Here is a 16,822-nt window from a genome sequence, read left to right as displayed (position 1 = left end):
CGCCCAAGCAATGCCTATGCACGAGGTGAACGATGGCGGATGAGGCATCGTGGCTGCGGATCGGTGCCGCCGCCGCCGCGCTGGGCGTGAGCACCGACACGCTGCGGCGCTGGGAGCGCGCGGGCCGCGTGCAGTTCGAGCGCCGCGGCGGCCAGCGGCACCTGCCGGCCGAGGAGGTCGCGCGGCTGCTGCGCGAGCGCTCCCCGCAGCGGCGCTCGAGCGCGCGCAACCGGCTGCCGGGCATCGTGCTGTCGGTCAAGCGCGACACCGTCATGGCGCAGGTCGAGATGGCGTGCGGCCCGTTCCGCGTCGTGTCGCTCATGTCGCGCGAGGCGGCGGACGAGCTCGGCCTGCAGCCGGGGTCGAACGCCGAGGCGGTGATCAAGTCCACGGGCGTCGTGGTCGAGACCGCGCCGTCTTCCCGCGCGGCGCGCGAAGATGCCGGGTCATGAGCGACCTGACCGCGAGCTGCGCGTGCGGCGCCATCCGCATGGAGATCGAGGGCGAGCCGGTGGCGGCCGGCTACTGCCACTGCACCCGCTGCCAGAAGCGAACGGGCACGGCCGCTTCGCCGTCGGTCGCCGTCTCCCACGGGGCGATGCGGATCGTCGCCGGCGAGGACGCGCTGTCGGTGTGGGCGCCGGACGGCGGCTTCGAGAAGGCGTTCTGCTCGAAGTGCGGTTCGCACCTCTTCGCCCGCAGCCCGGACGACCCCGGGGTCGTCGCGATCCGGATGTCGGCGTTCGACACGCCGCCGGACGTCCGGTTCACGTGGCGCCAGCACCTCGCCTCCGCGGCCGCATGGGAGCCGATCCCGGACGACGGCACCGAGCGCTTCCAGCGGGGGCGCGGATGACCGACGTGGCCGCCGTCCGCACCGCGCTGCTGGCGTTGCACCGCGAGCTGCTCGCCGAGCAGCGGATCGACATGGAGCGCTTCACCGGCCGCATGAGCGGCGGCGAGACGCTGCAGGCCGCGATCGAGGACCCGCGGTTCAGCTGGCTGCGGTCCCTGTCGGAGGTGCTGACGCTGCTCGACGAGGCCGAGGACGACGTCGAGCGCGACGCCGTGCTCGTGCGCCTGCGCGCGCTCGTCGACCCGCCCGACGAGACGACGTCGTTCGGCCGCACGTACCTGCGCTCGCTCCAGCGCCATCCGGGCGTCGTGCTCGCCCACCCTATCTGACCGCCGCGCTGGCGCAGTGACGGCCGGCGTTCGCGTCGAGGAGCACACCGGGCCGCGCGAGGCGCTGCGCGCGTCGTTCGCGCTGGCGGAGGACTCCGAGCGCGAGCTCGCCACGTACTTCGGACTCGGGCGCGTGCTCGTCGCGCGCGACGGCGACGGGCGGCTGCTCGGCCACCTGCAGCTCGCCGGCGACGAGGTGAAGAACATGGCGGTCGCCGAGGACGTGCGCGGGCGCGGGATCGGACGCGCGCTCATCGACGCCGCCGTCGCGCTGGCGCGGTCGGAGGGCGTGGCGCTGCTGCGCGTCGCGACCGCCGCGGCCGACGTCGGGAACCTCCGCTTCTACCAGCGCCTCGGCTTCCGGATGCAGTCGGTCGAGCGCGACGCGTTCACCGAGGCGACCGGCTACCCGCCCGGGATCGAGGTCGACGGGATCCCGCTGCGCGACCGCGTCTGGCTCGACCGCGCGCTCTAGAAGACCACGGTCGTGTTGCCGTGCCGCACGACGCGGTCCTCGCAGTGCCACTGCACCGCGCGAGCGAGCACCGTGCGCTCGATCTGCGCGCCCTCGCGCTTGAGCTGGCCGACCGACGCCTCGTGGGTCACCCGCGCGACGTCCTGCTCGATGATCGGGCCGGCGTCGAGCTCGGCCGTCACGTAGTGCGCCGTCGCGCCGATGAGCTTGACGCCGCGCTCCTTGGCCTTCTCGTACGGCCCCGCGCCCGCGAACGCCGGGAGGAACGAGTGGTGGATGTTGATGACCGGCAGGCCGAGCCGGTCGAGGAACCCCTCGGACAGGATCTGCATGTAGCGGGCGAGCACGACGAGGTCGCACGTGCCGCGCAGCAGCTCGAACAGGCGCTCCTCCGACTCGGGCTTGCCTCCCGGCGGGACGGGAACGTGGTGGTAGGGCAGCCCGAACGCGGTGGCCGCCGGCTCGAGGTCGGCGTGGTTCGAGGCGACGAGGACGAGCTCGGCGTCCAGCTCGTTGCGCCGCCAGCGCCACAGCAGCTCCTGCAGGCAGTGGTCCTCGCGCGAGACGAGCACCGCCACCCGCTTGCGCGTCGCGCTGTCCCACAGCCGCCACGTCATCCCGAACGGCTCGGCGACCGCGAGGCCGAAGCGCTCCGCGAAGCCGGCGCGCCGGTCGGCGCCGAGCGTGAACTCCATGCGCAGGAAGAACGTCCCGCCCTCGGGGTCCGTCGAGTACTGGTCCGAGCGCACGATGTTCGCGCCCGACTCGAAGAGGAACCGCGACACGGCCGCGACGATGCCCGGCTTGTCCGGGCAGGAGATGAGCAGCCGCAGCGTGCCGGGCGCGCCGGTCACGCCGCCCCGAAGCGGTCGCGCAGCAGCGGCAGGACGTCGGCCGCGAACTGGTCGAAGAAGCGGCGCTGGTCCTCCCCGGGCGCGTGGAGCACGAGGTCCTGGAAGCCAAGGTCGACGTACGGGCGGATCTTCTCGACGACCTCCTCCGGGTCGTCGGAGACGATGAACCGCGTGTGCGCGCGGTCGGCGTTCTCGTCGGCGACGCGCTCCATCTCGATCGGGTCCTCGATGCCCTCCTTCTGCTCGGGCTTGAGCGCGAGCGCGGCCCACCACCGGCACGCGTCGAGGGCGAACTGCCGGTCGCGGTCGTAGGAGACCTTGATCTCGATCATCCGGCGGATCTGCGACGCGTCGCGGCCCGCCTGCTCGGCCCCCTCCTCGACCTTGCCGAGCAGCTCGCGGTAGAGGTCGGGGTCCTTGCCGCTCGTGCAGATGAAGCCGTCTCCCTCGCGGCCGGCGAGCTTCGCCGCCAAGGGACCCGAGGCGGCGATGAAGATCGGCACCGGCTCGTCGGGACGGTCGTAGACCGTCGCCTTGGAGGTCGTGTAGTAGTCGCCCTGGAAGTCGACGCGCTCGCTCGTCCACAGCTCGCGGATGAGCTTGACCGCCTCGGCGAGCCGCAGCCGCCGCTCCTTGCGGCCCGGCATCTCCGCGCCCGTCGCCGGTGTCTCGTTCATCGCCTCTCCCGAGCCGACGCCGAGGAACACGCGGCCGGGGTTCAGCACGCCGAGCGTCGCGAACGCCTGGGCGATCATCGACGGGTGGTAGCGCAGCGTCGGCGTCAGGACGCTCGTCCCCAGCGTCACGCGCTCGGTCGCCTGGCCGACCGCGCCGAGCCAGGTCAGCGCCGACGGCGAGTGCCCGCCGTGGTGGCGCCATGGCTGGAAGTGATCGGAGACCGAGACGACGTCGAGGCCGTGGCGCTCGGCCTCGACCGAGAAGTCGAGCAGCTCGCGCGGCCCGAACTGCTCCGCCGACGCCTTGTAGCCGATGCGGATGCCCATGGGCCGCGAACAGTAGCCGCGGCCCCGTCGGCGCACGGTCCACCTTGTCGCGGTGCTGCGGAAGCTCCTGATCAGGCCGCGCTGATGCACCGCTCGAAGGAGCTTTGGCAATGACCATGGCGGTCCGCGTAGCGTCCCGCCATGCCCGTCCGCTTCTCCTCCCCCCGCGCGCTCAACGCGCTCGCGCTCAGCATGGGCGCCCTCGCCCTGTTCATCTCGCTCGGCGGCGACGCGCTCGCCACCAAAGCGGTGTCCGCCGTCTTCAAACCGGGCTCGGTGAACTCGAAGACGATCAAGGACCGGTCGATCCAGACCAAGGACCTCAGCCGCTCCGCCGTGCGGAGCCTGCGCGGCGCCGCCGGCCCGGCCGGCGCCGCCGGCGCCGTCGGTCCCGCCGGTCCCGCCGGCCCGGCCGGTCCCGCCGGCGAGAAGGGCGCCAAGGGCGACCCGGGCGACCCCGCCTCGCTCGCCGATGGCGCCGTGACCACCGCGAAGCTCGCCGACGGCGCGGTGACGAACCCCAAGCTCGCCGCCAACTCGATCGTGAGCGGCACCGTCTTCGACGGCACGCTCACGGCAGCCGACCTCGGAGCGGACTCCGTGAACTCCGCCGAGATCGCCACGGACGCCGTGCAGGCCACCGAGATCGCGAACGACTCGATCGACGGCGGCGAGGTCGTGAACGACTCGCTCGGCGCGGGCGAGCTCGCGACCAACTCCGTCGCCGCCGACGAGATCGCGACCAACGCCGTCGGCGCGGACGAGCTCGCGAACAACAGCGTCGACAGCGCCAGCGTCGTGAACAACTCGCTCACCCTCGACGACCTCACGGGGACCGAGCTCAACGGCGGCTCGATCAGCATCGGGGCCGGCAGCATCGCGGTCGGCCAGTGCAAGGAGTACGACATCGGCGTGGGCGGCGCGCAGCCCGGTCAGGCCGTCGTGCTCTCGTCGAAGGAGGACCTCCAGGACGGGATCATGCTGTACGGGCAGAGCGTCGTGACGGTCAACCAGGTGGTCATGTACGCCTGCAACTTCTCGGGTGTGGCGCAGCAGGCGCTCACCGACGTGCAGCTGCACGTCGTGACCTTCGACTGATCCAGGGTCAGGCCCGGGGAACCCCCCGATGCGACGGACCACGTCCCGGTGCGACCGTCCGGGACGTGCTCCATCGAAACGCAAGGACGCTCCCCCTCGCCGCGGCGCTGGCCGCGCTAGCCGCGCTGGCACCGAGCGCGCAGGCCGCCTTCGAGTTCGGCTCGGCCGACACGTGGCCGACCGGAACCGCGCCCCGTGACGTCGTGCTGGCGAACCTGAACGGCGACGGCGTGCCCGATCTCGCCGTCGCCAACAGCGGCAGCGCGAGCGTCACCGTGATGCTCAGCCATCGCCCGGCCGGCGGCGGCGTGCCCGACTACACGCCGGTCGTCGTCCCGACGGCGACCAAGCCGATGACGGTCGCCGCGGGCGACGTCAACGACGACGGCCGCGACGACCTCGTGGTGGCGACCTCCGACACGACGTCGAAGGTCCAGGTCGTCATGACGAGCGACGCCGGCGGCGCGCCTTCGTTCGCCGTCACCGACGTCGGCACCCTGTCCGGCGGCGCCGTCGACGCGGTCGTCACCGACCTCAACGGGGACAACAAGCCGGACGTCGCGCTCGCCCAGCTGAACGCGAAGCTGACGGTGCGCATCAACCAGACCGCGCCGCAGTCGGCGACGCCGGCGTTCACCGGCGAGACCGCGTTCGACGGGACGGCGGCGCTCAACAAGCTGGCGGCCGGCGACGTGGCGGGCGACAGCCGGACCGATCTCGTCTCGGCGTACGGGCCGGGCGGCGGCGCCGCGTGGGTCAACACCACGACGAACGGCGCAACGACGCCGGTGCTGACGCGGACGAACTTCGACAACGGCTCGTCGTCGTCGGTGTGGGTCGGCCAGCTGAACGGCTCGGGCAAGGACGACGTCGTCGGCGGCGGCGTCAACGTCGGCTCGCTGCCGGCCGGCCACGACTCGATCGCGGCGGTGGCCAACCTGACCACGAACGGCGACGCCACGCCGGCGTTCGCGGCGCCGATCCACACGGACCTCGGCGACGTCTCCCCCGTCGACGTCACCGGCTCGATGCTCCCCGGCAGCGGGTCGGGCGAGGACGTCGTCGTCGGGACGCTCGGCGGGCTGCGCGTCCTGCGCAACACGACGCAGGGCGGCGGAGCGATCTCGTTCGGCGCCCCGATCGCGCTGCCCGGCCCGTACAAGCCGCTCGACGTCGAGATCGGCTCGCTGAACGGCGACAACCGCGGCGACATCGTGACGGCCGGGAACGGCGACTCGACGCTGGCGATCCTCGAGCAGCGCGGCGACGCCTCGCTGACCGCCGGCCCGATCGGCTTCGGCACGCAGGCTGTGTCGACGTGGAGCGCGCCGCAGACCGTGACGGTCACGAACACCGGCTTCGCGCCGCTGCATCCGAGCGGCGTGAAGGTCGCCGGCGCGAACGCCGCCGACTTCATCGTCGCCGCGGACGGGTGCATCGGCGCGACCGTCGACACGAACCAGACGTGCTCGCTGCAGGTGCGCTTCGCACCGTCGGCGGCGGGCGCCCGCTCGGCGACGCTCTCGCTGCTGAGCGACGACCCGAACGCGCCCGCTGCGGTGACGCTGACCGGCACCGGCGGCTCGCTGCCCGCGGGCCCGGCGGGCGCCGACGGTGAAGACGGCGCGGCCGGTCCGGCGGGTGTCGCGGGAGTCGCGGGCCCGGTCGGCCCGGTCGGCCCGGCGGGCGCGCGCGGAGCCGCCGGCCGCGACGCGGTCGTCACCTGCAAGCTCGCCAGGGTCAAGCGCAAGCAGGCCGTCAAGTGCACGGTCCAGCTGGCCGGCACGAAGGCGCGCGCCGCGTCGCTGCGCGTGCGACTCGTCCGCGGCCACCGCACCGTCTGCTCCGCGCGGACCCGCACGGCGCGCACGGTGACCCTCCGCGCCCCGCGCGGCCGCTACCGCGTCGTGGCGACGATCGACACCGCCGACCGCACCACGGTCGCGACGAGCCGCGTCACGGTCCGCTGAACCCGGCAAGCGGTGCCCGACCCCGCACCAACGGGGTCAGGCACCGTGCGTGCACGGCGATGTCTTGAAAACGAGTTCGAACCATGGAAGGTTCCCGCACCAATGGGTGTGCACCTTCGGTCGCTGATGATCGTCGGCGTCGTGGTGGTGATCGCGGCGGTGCTCGGCTACCGCGAGCGAGGCGGCCGGCCCGACATCGCACCGAACACCGGCCGAGCCGAGCGGCTCCCCACGTACGGGTGCCCGAACGCGAACGCCATCCCGACGAACCGCAACCGCCGCGCGATCGAGCGATCGACGCTCTGCCTGCTCAACGCCGAGCGGCGCCGGCACCACCGGCGCCACTTCGCCGAGGAGACGCGCCTGGAGGCCGCGGCACGTTCGCAGGCCCGCGACATGCTCCGCCGGCACTTCTTCGCGCACGTCAACCCCGACGGGCGCTCTCCCGGCGACCGCATCCGCGCGGCCGGCTGGCGCGGGCCGGGGATCGTCGGGGAGAACCTCGCGTTCGGCGAGCGTGCCGGGGGCACGCCGGCGGAGATCGTCGACGGCTGGATGCACAGCCCCGGCCACAGGGCGAACATCCTTCGCGGGCGCTTCACGCAGATCGGCGTGGCCGTCGAGCCCGAGCCCGTCCGCTCCAAGGTGCCCCGCGCCGCCGGCGGGACGTACGTCACGACGTTCGGCGGCCCACCGAGCCGATGAGCCGCCGCTGGGCCCGTGTCAGCGGGTCTCGCCGCGGAAGGTGCCTCCGTGGCGCTCGGCCTCGCGCTCGGCCGCAGGCCGGCCGGGGTTGTCGAGCGGGAGGTCGTGCGGCGTCATCTCGTCGTGCGCCTCGGGCGTGTCGCCGAGCGGGGTCTCGGAGTCCGGCGTCGCCGGCCCGAGCGGCTCGGCGTGCCGGTCGTCGTGCGGCGGCGCCATCGGGGCCGACTCATCGTGCGAAGGCGACGCGACGCTCGGCGTCCCGGCGGCCGGCATCTCGCCGCGGCCCGCGCGCGGCACCGGCCGGGCGTCGGGCGCCTCGGTGAGCTGGCGCGAGTGCAGGATCCGCTGGACGCCGAAGAAGACGACGCCCAGCACGACGATCACGAGCAGCGCGACGGTGATCGGCGAATCGGGCAGCACGAACCAGAGCGCCAGCGCGATGACGGGAACGGCGAGCATGAGCCACCACTGCCGGAACGGCATCGGCGAGCGCTTGGGCAGTTCGTAGGTCTCTCGCAGATCGGACATGGTTCCGAGGGCCTACCCACGCTCCCGGACCGGGGAACGGACTGCACGGCGCCACACGCGCTGGGGCATTCAGGGGATCCGCAGCTCGCGCACCTCGTGCGCGGTGGTGCGCTCGGCGACATACGGGGGCAGCAGCAGCAGGGCGGCCTCGGCGTCGGACGCCTCGACGAACCACCAAACGTGATGGCCCCCGGCAGCGCAGGAGCCGAGCGGACGGCTGCGGCGCAGCGGGCTCGCGTAGCCCTTCCAGGCGGCGACGGAGATCGCGCACTCCTCCGGGCGGTGAGCGTGCGACAGGACGAAGATGGGCACGGAGCTGAGGCTGGCGGCGCCTGCGCTCCGGCGGTATCCGGGAACCTCCGGAACCGTCCCCTGAACCGCTCGTGGACCCGCCCGTCCCGTAGGCGTAGGCTCGCGGCGAGGCGCAGCGGTGGCCACGACCCAACGACAGCTCGTCGGCCGCGACCGGGAACTCGCCGAGCTGGAGCGGTCGCTCGACCATCTCGCCGCCGGCGGCCGGCGCGTCCTGCAGCTCGCCGGCGAGCCCGGCATCGGCAAGTCGCGCCTCGCGGCGGAGCTCTCCGCGCGCGCCGAGCAGCGCGGCTGGCTGGTGCTCGACGGGCGTGCGGCGGAGTTCGAGCGCGACATCCCGTTCGGCGTGGTGATCGACGCGCTCAACGACTACTTCGGCGCGCTGAAGCCGTCGTTCCTGCACGCGCTGGGCGACCCCGCCGTCGCGGAGCTGGCGGCGATCTTCCCCGGGCTCTCGCCGATCGCCGCGGCCGGCGTCGCGTCGCGCGATCAGAAGGACCGGCTGCGCGCGCACTACGCGATCCGCGCGGCGCTCGAGCGCGTCGCCGCCGAGCGGCCGCTCGTCCTCCTGCTCGACGACGTCCACTGGGCCGACGACGCGTCGATCGAGCTGATCGCGCACCTGGTCCGGCGCTTCGGCGCGCCGCTGCTCGCGGTGTTCGCCTTCCGCCGCGCGCCGCCCGCGCTCGTCACGGCGCTGGAGGCGGCCGAGCGCAGCGGCTTCGGCGTGCGTCTCGACCTGCGCCCGGTGAGCGAGGAAGCGGCGGCCGAGCTGCTCGATCCGCGGCTCGATGCCGCGACGCGCGCGGCGCTGTACCGCGAGAGCGGCGGCAACCCGCTCTACCTCGAGGAGCTGGCCCGCGACGCGCTGCGTCCGGGCGCGGCTCGCGCGCTGCGGGCCGAGCCGGAGGTCGCCGAGTTCACCGTCCCGCCCGCCGTCGCCGCCGCGATCCGCGCCGAGCGCGACGCGCTGCCCGACGCCGCGCGCACCGTGCTCGACGCCGCCGCGGTGGCCGGCGAGTCGTTCGAGCTCGGGCTGGTGGCGCGGGTTGCGGAGACGCCCGAGCCGCTCGCGCTCGCCGCGCTCGACGAGCTCCTGGAGGCGGACCTCCTGCGCCCCACTGCCGCGCCGCGGCGGTTCCGGTTCCGCCATCCGATCGTGCGGCGGACCGTGTACGACGCGCTGCCCGGCGGCTGGCGACTCGGGGCCCACGCGCGAGCGGCCGCGGCCGACGGCCCGCTCGGGACCCGCGCGCATCACGTCGAGCGATCGGCCGGCGTGGGCGACGAGCAGGCGATCGCGCTGCTGACCGAGGCCGCCCACGCGGCGGCGCCGCGGGCGCCGCGCACCGCGGCACGCTGGCTCGCCGCCGCCGTGCGCCTCCTGCCGCCCGGCACCCCGCCGGCCCGACGGCTCGACCTCATCACGAGCGCGGCGTCGGCCTTCTGCCGCGCGGGCGCCTACGACGACGCGCTCGGGCTGCTCGAGCAGGGGCTGCCGCTCGTCCCGCCCGACCAGCTGAGCCGCCGCGCCGCGATGGTCGTCGAACTCGCAGCCGCACGGCGGCAGACGGGGCACCCGCTGGAGTCCCGCCGGCTGCTCGAGGAGACGCTCGCCGCGCTCGACCGCCCGGACGATCCCGAGGCCGTGCGGGTGCGCACCGAGCTGCTGCTGGGGCGGTACTTCGGCGGCGACTTCGCCGAGCTCGAGCAGGCGGCGCGCGCCATGCTCGGCGAACGCCCGGAGGACCCGCTGTTCACGAGCCGGGCGGCGGCGCTCGCGAGCGTCGCCGCGACGACGCTCGGACGCCCGGAGGACGGTGCCCGGTTCCTGGACGAGGCCGCCGCCGCGTTCGGCAGGATCCGCGACGAGCGGCTGGCGGCGGACGTCGACCTCTGCGGCTGGGTCGGCCTGGCCGCGATCCGGCTGGAGCGCGCCGACGACGTGCTGGCGTACACGCACCGCGGCCTCGAGACGTCGCTGGAGACCGGGCAGGACTCGGCGCCGGCCGGGCTGCTCGGCCTCCAGGCTCAGGCGCTGCTGCTCAAGGGCCGCGTGTCTCAGGCCGTCGGCCTGTCCGAGCGCGCCACCGACGCCGCGGTGCTCACCGGCAACGCCCAGATGCTGGTGTGGACGCTCCAGACCGCCTCGACCGCCGCGATCTGGGCCGGCGAGATCGACCGGGCGGTGTTCAGCGCGCGCGAGGCCTTCGCGCTGGCGGAGCAGCTCGGCGAGGGGCTGTTCCGCTCGCTCGCCCGCGTCGTCCTCGCCGGCGCGTTGCGCGCCGCCGGCGACGCGGCCGGCGCGCGGGAGCAGCTCGCGGGGCTCGACTCCGGACCGGTGGCCTCGCTGCTCGATCTCGGCGCCGCGCGCGGGTGGGAGCTGCTGGCGCTCACCCATCTCGAGCTGGGCGACGTCGACGCCGCCGACGACGCCGTCACCCGCGCGGAGGCGCGCTCGGCGACCGGGCAGCTCCCCCAGCAGGACGCCACCACGCGCTGCGCCCGCGCCGCCGTCCTCCTCGCGCGCGCCGATGCCGCCGAGGCTGCGGCGGTCGCGTCCGTCGCAGCGGTGCTCGCCGAGCGGGCCGGCAACCCGCTGCTCGCGGCGCGGGCGCGGGCGTTGCACGGTCGCGCACGGGTGGCGCTGGGAGAGCGCGACGACGGGATCGCAGACCTCGAGCGCGCCCACGCGACCTTCCTGGACTGCGGCGCGTTGCGGGAGGCCGACGCGGCCGCGCGCGACCTGCGCCGCCGCGGGCGCCGCGTCGCGCGGCCCGTCCGCGGTCCGGACGGCGGCGGCATCGCCGGCCTCAGCGCGCGTGAGCGCGAGGTCGCCGAGCAGGTCGCCGCCGGCAAGACGAACCGGGGGATCGCCGAGACGCTGTTCCTGAGCGAGAAGACGATCGAGAGCCACCTCGCGCGCATCTACGACAAGCTCGGGGTGCGCTCGCGCGTCGCGCTCGCGGGGCTGGTCGAGCGCGAGCGCGATTCGGGGACCTGACCGCCCGGTTCAGGGTGCCGTTCAAGGGATCCCCGGATACCCCGGCGCCCGCGCCGCTGTGACGATCGCCTTCGTCCACCCACCGCGCCAGGAGCTTCCTCATGACCCGCCGCAAATGGGCCGCCGGCCTCGTGCCCGCCGCCGTCATCGCGATCGCCGCCGCCGGCTGCGGCGGCGACGGCGGGGGCGGAGGCGGCTACAACAACGACACCCGCCCGGCCGCAGGCACCGCGCCGGCCGCGAAGACGTCGGCCGCCACGGTCGCCGCCCGCCGCGTCGGGCTCGGCACCGTCCTCGTCAACGGCTCCGGCCGCACGCTCTACCTCTTCGAGAAGGACAAGGGCGGCACGAGCGCATGCGACGGTGCGTGCACGAGCGCCTGGCCGCCGGTGACGACCGGCGGCGCGCCCGTGGCGGGCCCTGGCATCGACGCCACCAAGCTCGGTACGACGAAGCGCGGCGACGGCACCACCGAGGTGACCTACGCCGGGCACCCGCTCTACCTCTACGCGGGCGACGCCAAGCCGGGCGACACGAGCGGCGAGGGCCTCGATCAGTTCGGCGCCGAGTGGTACGTGCTCGGGCGCACCGGCAGGAAGATCGAGGACGAGGGCTGATGCCGGATCCCGATCCCGGCGAGCCGCTGACCCGGCGGCGGCTGATGACGCGGACGGCGCAGGTCGCCGGTGCGGCTGCCGTCGCCGGGATCGGGCTCCCGGTGCTCGGATTCGCGGTCGCGCCGATCTTCGACCGCCTGCCGGAGATGTGGCAGAGCGTCGGCGCCGCGTCCGGGTTCGGAACGGGCACGTGGCTTCCGGTCGTGATCCGCCTCACGCCCGATCCGATCGGCGTCGCGGGTCAGTCCACCGCCTACATCCGCCGCCGCGACCCGGCGATCGACACCGAGCCCGGCGATCGCTGGAACCGCTTCATCGCGGTGAGCTCGCGCTGCGCCCACGTCGGCTGCCCGGTCCGGTACGTGGGCGCGGCGCGCTCGTTCGTCTGCCCCTGCCATGGAGGCGTCTACGACTTCCGCGGCGTCCGCGTCGCCGGTCCTCCCCCGCGCCCCCTCGACCGCTTCCTCACCCGCGTTCGCGATGGGCAGCTCCAGCTCGGACCGCGCTACAGCGTCAACAGCGAGCTGAAGCGCTTCTCGCCGCGCAACCCGGGCGAGACGCTCGACGGGATCGGGCCGATCCTGTACCCGCCGCGCTTCTCGACCGCGCGGCTGCCCGGCGGCGCGTGAGGATCCTCACCGGACGGCGCGCCGTATCTCGCCTACCACCGAGGACGCGGGCCGCGATGATCGTCGCTCATCCGAGGCCAACGGGAAGGAGCGCACATGAAGCGCACCATCGCCACGTTCGTCGTCGTCGCCGTGCCGGCCCTCGCCGCAAGCCCCGCGGTGGCCGGTCCGTCGTCGAGCCCGAACGCCGAGCTGCTCACGGTCACATGCAGCAACGGGTTCACGGGGACCGTCATCGGCACGAGCCCGGTCGGGCACCTCGAGGGCGGCGCCGCGATCGGCGTCCTGAAGGAGATCAACGGCGAGCGGATCAGCGGCCAGGGCATCGACGCCTCGAGGCTCGTCACCTGCACCGCCGCGGAGGAGCCGGGCGTGATCTTCGGCGTGTTCCCCGTTCCGCAGGGCGGCTGAAGCGCCTTCGCCCGTCAGCACGTCGGTCCGAGACGACGAAAGCCTCGATGGCAGTCGGGGCTTTCGGACATCGGTGACAGGAGTCGGGCCCGCGACCGCCCGGCTCACAGCGACAGCCCGGGGCGCTCTGCTGGGTGTCAATCTCAGCATGCGGATTGCATCTCGGAGTGCGGCGCAGATGGGACCGGAATTGAGCCCGACGTGTCCCGGCACTGCACGTCAGGGCGCGCCGACATACGCTGCCGTCTTTGGCGCCCTGCTTAGCCGGGTGTAACTGTCGACCTACTCAGGGAGACGCGCACGCCTTCGTGCCGACCGCGGCGCCCGAGGAGACGGACGTGCTGCCGGTCGGATTCAAATCAATCGTCACTCGGCTAGACGCCGGCACGCTGACCGTGCTGATGCGAGCACTCCTCCAAGCGGAAGCCGATGCGATTGGACTAGGCGCGAACGCGGTCGTCGTGTCCGAGGCGCTGACCGAGGGAGATGGGGGCCTCGACGCCCGCATAGATGCGGCGCCAGACGACAGCCACACGATCCCGCCAGGGCTCGCCGGGTTTCAGTTCAAGGCGTATAAGGCGAAGACGATCAGCAACACGGAGCTCGCAACGGAGCTGGCGAAGCTGGGGCCGACCCGCATACTGAATGACGGCGGCACGTACATCCTCGTGTGGCAGGCGGATCTCAATGATCGTCAGCGGACCAACGCCGAAGAGAAGCTTAGGGACGAAGCCTCCAAGATCGTCGACAACCCAACAGTCGAGATATGGGATGCGAGCACGATTGTGGCCCTGGCGGAGAGATATCCGGCGGTTGTCGAGGGACTCGAGCTCGTCGAGTTCGGCGCGGTACGTGGTTTGCCGGAGCTCGAGCGGACGCTCCGCATCGAGGAGCGCCGTTATGAACCCGATGACAATCGGTTGCAGGCGATAGAGCAGATTCGAGCCCGCGCGAGCGAGGACAGCGACGACGCGATCGTCGTCACCGTCAACGGGCTGGCTGGCACAGGCAAGACCCGCCTTGTCGCCGAAGCACTAACCCACGAAGGTCTGCGCGACCGAACGTTGTACGCAGACTCGGCAGATGGGCTGCACACCTTCATCTCACGAGTCGTCAAAGACGAGCGGACTAGCGGGATCTTGGTCGTCGACGAACTTGACGAGGCAGATCGTCAGTCGATCTACAGCCGTTTCGCGGCCACACGAGGGCGCTGGCGTCTTGTTGCCATCGTTCCGCAAACTAGCCACCGGCTTCGACCGTCCGGCCAAAGGGACATTGTGCTTTTTCCTCTGGAGGCCGACGCCACCCGTCGGTTGATCGAGGAGACCTCAGGACTGGCGGAGCCAGATGCCCGAATGGTTGCGGACGTTGCTCGCGGGTTCCCGGAGCTCGCGTTTCGGCTCGCCGAAGAACTCGTTCTCAATCCTGATCTCGATCTAGTTCGGCTCGCTCATCTCGAACGCCCGCACGATGTTCTGCGGCGGGCTCTCCCAGACGAAGATCTCCGCAACGGCCTTAAGCCTTTGGCCCTGTTCACAGGGTTAGGCGTGGTCGGCGACCTTGCGTACCAACTCGATGAAGTAGCTGAGGCATTCGGTCGCGACGCGTCATCACTTCGCCATGTGATTGAGATCGAGCTGTCCCGCCACCGATTCGTATCGGCCGCTGGACGATACCGCTCAGTATCACCAACGCTGGTCGCAATCTGGCTCGCCGTCGAGCTAATCGATGAGACGCCCACCCTTGACCGGGTTATCTCAAGCCTTTCCGGCCCCGTGCAGGACGCGTTCTTCGCTCAGCTGGAGCTTTTCGGTCCCGAGGCCGGCCAGCTCGCACCGGCCCTTGAGCGATTGCTTGACGCGGAAAGATTTCGAAGGCCAGAAGCTTTTGACGGGGCCGCAGGCCGCTTCCTGCGGGCGTCTGCGGCAGTGGTGCCCGCGCAGGTGGCCGCCGCAATTGACGAGATCCTCAGCGCCGCGACGAGCGATCAAATCAGATCGCTCCCAAGGCGAGACCTCGTCTGGGCGCTCCAGATCCTCCTGTGGTGGCCGGACACCTGGGAAGTTGCGGTTCGGAATCTGTATCGGTTCGCGCGCGACGAAACAGAGTCATGGGCGAACAATGCAACTGGGCAGTTCAAAGACGCGTTCAGCGTCTATCTGTCTGGATCCACGGTTCCGTATGCAACTCGTATTGGTTGGCTGGCGGAAATCATCGCGGATGCGAATGAATCAGAACTGAAGCTCTTGGGCGAGGCTGCGGCTCAGGGCCTAGAACGCCACCACTTCCGCACCGTCGTCGGATTCCGCGGTGGAGGCGAACCCGACGATTGGCAGCCCTCGACCATCGCGGAACTACAGGACGCGCGACGTGCCGCGTGGCGTCAGTTGTTGGTAGTCGTCGACCAGTTGACCGGATCAGCGCGAGCTGAAGCCGTGACGACGCTCGGTGGCGCGACGTGGACGATGGTGTTCGACGGCTTATTCGCCGAGGTCGACGCGGACGTGCGATCTCGTCGATGGTCCAGCGTTGAGCGCGCACAGCTTCTGGGTGACGTTCAGCGCTTGTTGCGGGGCGACGACATCCCGCAGGACACCGCCGAGGGGCTCACAGAACTCCGGAGGTGGCTTGAGGGCGAGTCCACCGAGGAGCGGCTAACAACAGCTCTCGCTGCGCCTCTATGGGAACTCCACGATGAAGAGACCGCGTTGGCTGGAGATCCGCCTATCCTCGTAGAATTGGCGGAGGAAGTCACGCGGCGCAAGCAGGGACTGCAGGACGCAGTCACTATCGGGCGCGAGACCGCAGACTCCAATACTCGGTTCTCATTTCTGAGGCTTGTTGCTCAGCGGGTAGGGGCCGAGCCGCTGGCTACGGCGGCTGGCAAGGGGTCGCTCGACCTGGTGGTACTCGCCGCGGCGATTTCGGTCGCGGACAGTTGCGGCGAAACCGAATGGGTCGACCGGACGCTGCTCGAGCTGTCGGCAAGTGACCCGGCGGCCGAGAGCCTTCCGCTCATGGTGTCGTACGCGAGGGTGACCGACGAGAGGATCGCGCTGGCTCTTGACGCAGTCGAAGCTGGCCGCGCGTCTCCGCAACCCTTGACGAACCTGCGCGGCGGCGCTCGTTTTCTCTCCCTTTCGCCGAACGTCGTGTACCGGTTGCTTGTCGCTCTTGGAACGGCTGGTGCGTTCGAAGGTGCACTTGGCATGACGCTGCAGATGGCCGAGGCCGATATCGACCATCCCGAATGGTTCTCGCGGGTGACCTTGGATCTCGCCCGTGCCGCGCTCTCGGCGGAATCCCATGACGTGATGATCGATCACTACGTCAAAGAGCTCGTACGCAGAGAGGTGTTCGATCCGGCCGCTCTCACTGAGCTATGGAGCCTCAGGATGAGAACGCGATCCGGCTTGATCAGTGAACTCGATCGAGTGCTGACCGCGAAGACGCTCGACGTCGCCCCGGGAGAAACGCTCGAACGCGTTGTCGCTCTGATCCGCGACGAGGCGAGTGGGGAATCCTCGTTCTCGCTGTTCGCGTCGCGCGATCTCGCGCTGCTAAGCCGTGTCGCGGAGCGCGCCGGCGTCGACGCAGTGTGGGACGCGATCCAAGGCTTGACCAAACATGAGTTCCGCTTGGCTCTTCACCACATGCGATGGAGCGGAGACCGGCCGGATCCCTTGGTCGCCCGGTTCCTTTCATCGTCAAGGCTCGCCGGTTATGAGACCGAAGCATTCACTACCTTCTTCAACACGCTCGGCGTCGTGTCGGGCGACTACTGGCGTGCCCTTGTGAGAGAGCGCGACCGTGCTCTCGCCTGGCGCGACGCTCTCGACGACTCATCCGCGCGCAAGTGGGCCCAAGAGCTCGTAGCTCGCTACGAACATGACATCGAGTGGCAGCGCGCGCGCGAGGAGGAAGAGGACTTTCGACTCGGCCGGTGACGCGAGTTCAGGTACCGGCGACGTGAGGCCGCGGACCACGCGGATCCGGGGGGCCCGGCGCGCCGAGGTATCTGGACACGCCA

At 71.8% G+C, this 16,822-nt stretch carries 16 protein-coding genes; 12 read left to right on the top strand and 4 right to left on the bottom strand.

Annotation, left to right across the window (positions count from 1 at the left end):
- Positions 1-32: 32 nt before the first annotated feature.
- The 4 genes from AC1UE4_RS01955 to AC1UE4_RS01940 are packed head-to-tail and all read left to right on the top strand — an operon-like array spanning position 33 to position 1,660.
- Entirely contained in the window at positions 33-452 is a 420-nt protein-coding gene (locus tag AC1UE4_RS01955) for a TOBE domain-containing protein (protein ID WP_482915537.1), read from the top strand.
- Positions 449-856 carry a GFA family protein gene (locus tag AC1UE4_RS01950; protein ID WP_482915536.1) on the top strand — a complete coding sequence of 136 codons (408 nt, stop codon included), beginning with the start codon at positions 449-451 and terminating at the stop codon, positions 854-856. The genes AC1UE4_RS01955 and AC1UE4_RS01950 overlap by 4 nt, the downstream gene beginning before the upstream one ends.
- Positions 853-1,185: a hypothetical protein gene (locus AC1UE4_RS01945; protein ID WP_482915535.1), complete on the top strand. Its 333-nt coding sequence runs from the start codon at positions 853-855 to the stop codon at positions 1,183-1,185. Before AC1UE4_RS01950 ends, AC1UE4_RS01945 begins: the two co-directional genes overlap by 4 nt.
- Positions 1,186-1,201: 16 nt before the next feature.
- Positions 1,202-1,660 (top strand): GNAT family N-acetyltransferase, encoded by a 459-nt coding sequence (locus tag AC1UE4_RS01940; RefSeq protein WP_482915534.1) that lies wholly within the window; start codon positions 1,202-1,204, stop codon positions 1,658-1,660.
- On the opposite strand, the gene purU is transcribed toward AC1UE4_RS01940, so the two are convergent.
- Both purU and fgd read right to left on the bottom strand, forming a co-directional pair.
- Complete coding sequence (gene purU, locus AC1UE4_RS01935) at positions 1,657-2,514, bottom strand: formyltetrahydrofolate deformylase (protein WP_482915533.1); 858 nt, start codon at positions 2,512-2,514, stop codon at positions 1,657-1,659. The genes AC1UE4_RS01940 and purU overlap by 4 nt on opposite strands.
- On the bottom strand, positions 2,511-3,518 hold the full coding sequence (fgd, locus tag AC1UE4_RS01930) for a glucose-6-phosphate dehydrogenase (coenzyme-F420) (protein ID WP_482915532.1): 1,008 nt from the start codon (positions 3,516-3,518) through the stop codon (positions 2,511-2,513). Before fgd ends, purU begins: the two co-directional genes overlap by 4 nt.
- A 141-nt stretch (positions 3,519-3,659) precedes the next feature.
- On the opposite strand from fgd, the gene AC1UE4_RS01925 reads away from it, so the two are divergent.
- From AC1UE4_RS01925 to AC1UE4_RS01915, 3 genes are all read left to right on the top strand, one after another.
- Positions 3,660-4,616 (top strand): hypothetical protein, encoded by a 957-nt coding sequence (locus tag AC1UE4_RS01925; RefSeq protein WP_482915531.1) that lies wholly within the window; start codon positions 3,660-3,662, stop codon positions 4,614-4,616.
- Between the two features lie 65 nt (positions 4,617-4,681).
- Entirely contained in the window at positions 4,682-6,586 is a 1,905-nt protein-coding gene (locus AC1UE4_RS01920) for an FG-GAP-like repeat-containing protein (protein ID WP_482915530.1), read from the top strand.
- A 102-nt stretch (positions 6,587-6,688) separates the two neighbouring features.
- Positions 6,689-7,291 (top strand): CAP domain-containing protein, encoded by a 603-nt coding sequence (locus AC1UE4_RS01915; protein ID WP_482915529.1) that lies wholly within the window; start codon positions 6,689-6,691, stop codon positions 7,289-7,291.
- An 18-nt stretch (positions 7,292-7,309) separates the two neighbouring features.
- On the opposite strand, the gene AC1UE4_RS01910 is transcribed toward AC1UE4_RS01915, so the two are convergent.
- Both AC1UE4_RS01910 and AC1UE4_RS01905 read right to left on the bottom strand, forming a co-directional pair.
- Positions 7,310-7,819 carry a hypothetical protein gene (locus tag AC1UE4_RS01910; RefSeq protein WP_482915528.1) on the bottom strand — a complete coding sequence of 170 codons (510 nt, stop codon included), beginning with the start codon at positions 7,817-7,819 and terminating at the stop codon, positions 7,310-7,312.
- Between the two features lie 69 nt (positions 7,820-7,888).
- Positions 7,889-8,131 carry a hypothetical protein gene (locus AC1UE4_RS01905; protein ID WP_482915527.1) on the bottom strand — a complete coding sequence of 81 codons (243 nt, stop codon included), beginning with the start codon at positions 8,129-8,131 and terminating at the stop codon, positions 7,889-7,891.
- A gap of 118 nt (positions 8,132-8,249) precedes the next feature.
- Here AC1UE4_RS01905 and AC1UE4_RS01900 point away from each other — a divergent pair, with 118 nt between their 5' ends.
- The 5 genes from AC1UE4_RS01900 to AC1UE4_RS01880 all read left to right on the top strand — a co-directional run bounded on the left by AC1UE4_RS01900 (position 8,250) and on the right by AC1UE4_RS01880 (position 16,739).
- Positions 8,250-11,135 (top strand): ATP-binding protein, encoded by a 2,886-nt coding sequence (locus AC1UE4_RS01900; RefSeq protein ID WP_482915526.1) that lies wholly within the window; start codon positions 8,250-8,252, stop codon positions 11,133-11,135.
- Between the two features lie 101 nt (positions 11,136-11,236).
- Positions 11,237-11,752 carry a COG4315 family predicted lipoprotein gene (locus AC1UE4_RS01895; protein ID WP_482915525.1) on the top strand — a complete coding sequence of 172 codons (516 nt, stop codon included), beginning with the start codon at positions 11,237-11,239 and terminating at the stop codon, positions 11,750-11,752.
- Positions 11,752-12,381 carry a QcrA and Rieske domain-containing protein gene (locus AC1UE4_RS01890; protein ID WP_482915524.1) on the top strand — a complete coding sequence of 210 codons (630 nt, stop codon included), beginning with the start codon at positions 11,752-11,754 and terminating at the stop codon, positions 12,379-12,381. Before AC1UE4_RS01895 ends, AC1UE4_RS01890 begins: the two co-directional genes overlap by 1 nt.
- Before the next feature lie 96 nt (positions 12,382-12,477).
- The gene (locus AC1UE4_RS01885; protein WP_482915523.1) at positions 12,478-12,792 is read left to right on the top strand and encodes a hypothetical protein; all 315 of its coding nucleotides are present in this window, start codon (positions 12,478-12,480) and stop codon (positions 12,790-12,792) included.
- 308 nt (positions 12,793-13,100) lie between these two features.
- Positions 13,101-16,739 (top strand): hypothetical protein, encoded by a 3,639-nt coding sequence (locus tag AC1UE4_RS01880; protein ID WP_482915522.1) that lies wholly within the window; start codon positions 13,101-13,103, stop codon positions 16,737-16,739.
- Positions 16,740-16,822: the final 83 nt, after the last annotated feature.

It is taken from the genome of Parviterribacter kavangonensis, assembly GCF_056863335.1.
The sequence above is the reverse complement of the archived record's forward strand: the minus strand, read 5'-3'. Positions and strand labels throughout refer to the sequence as shown.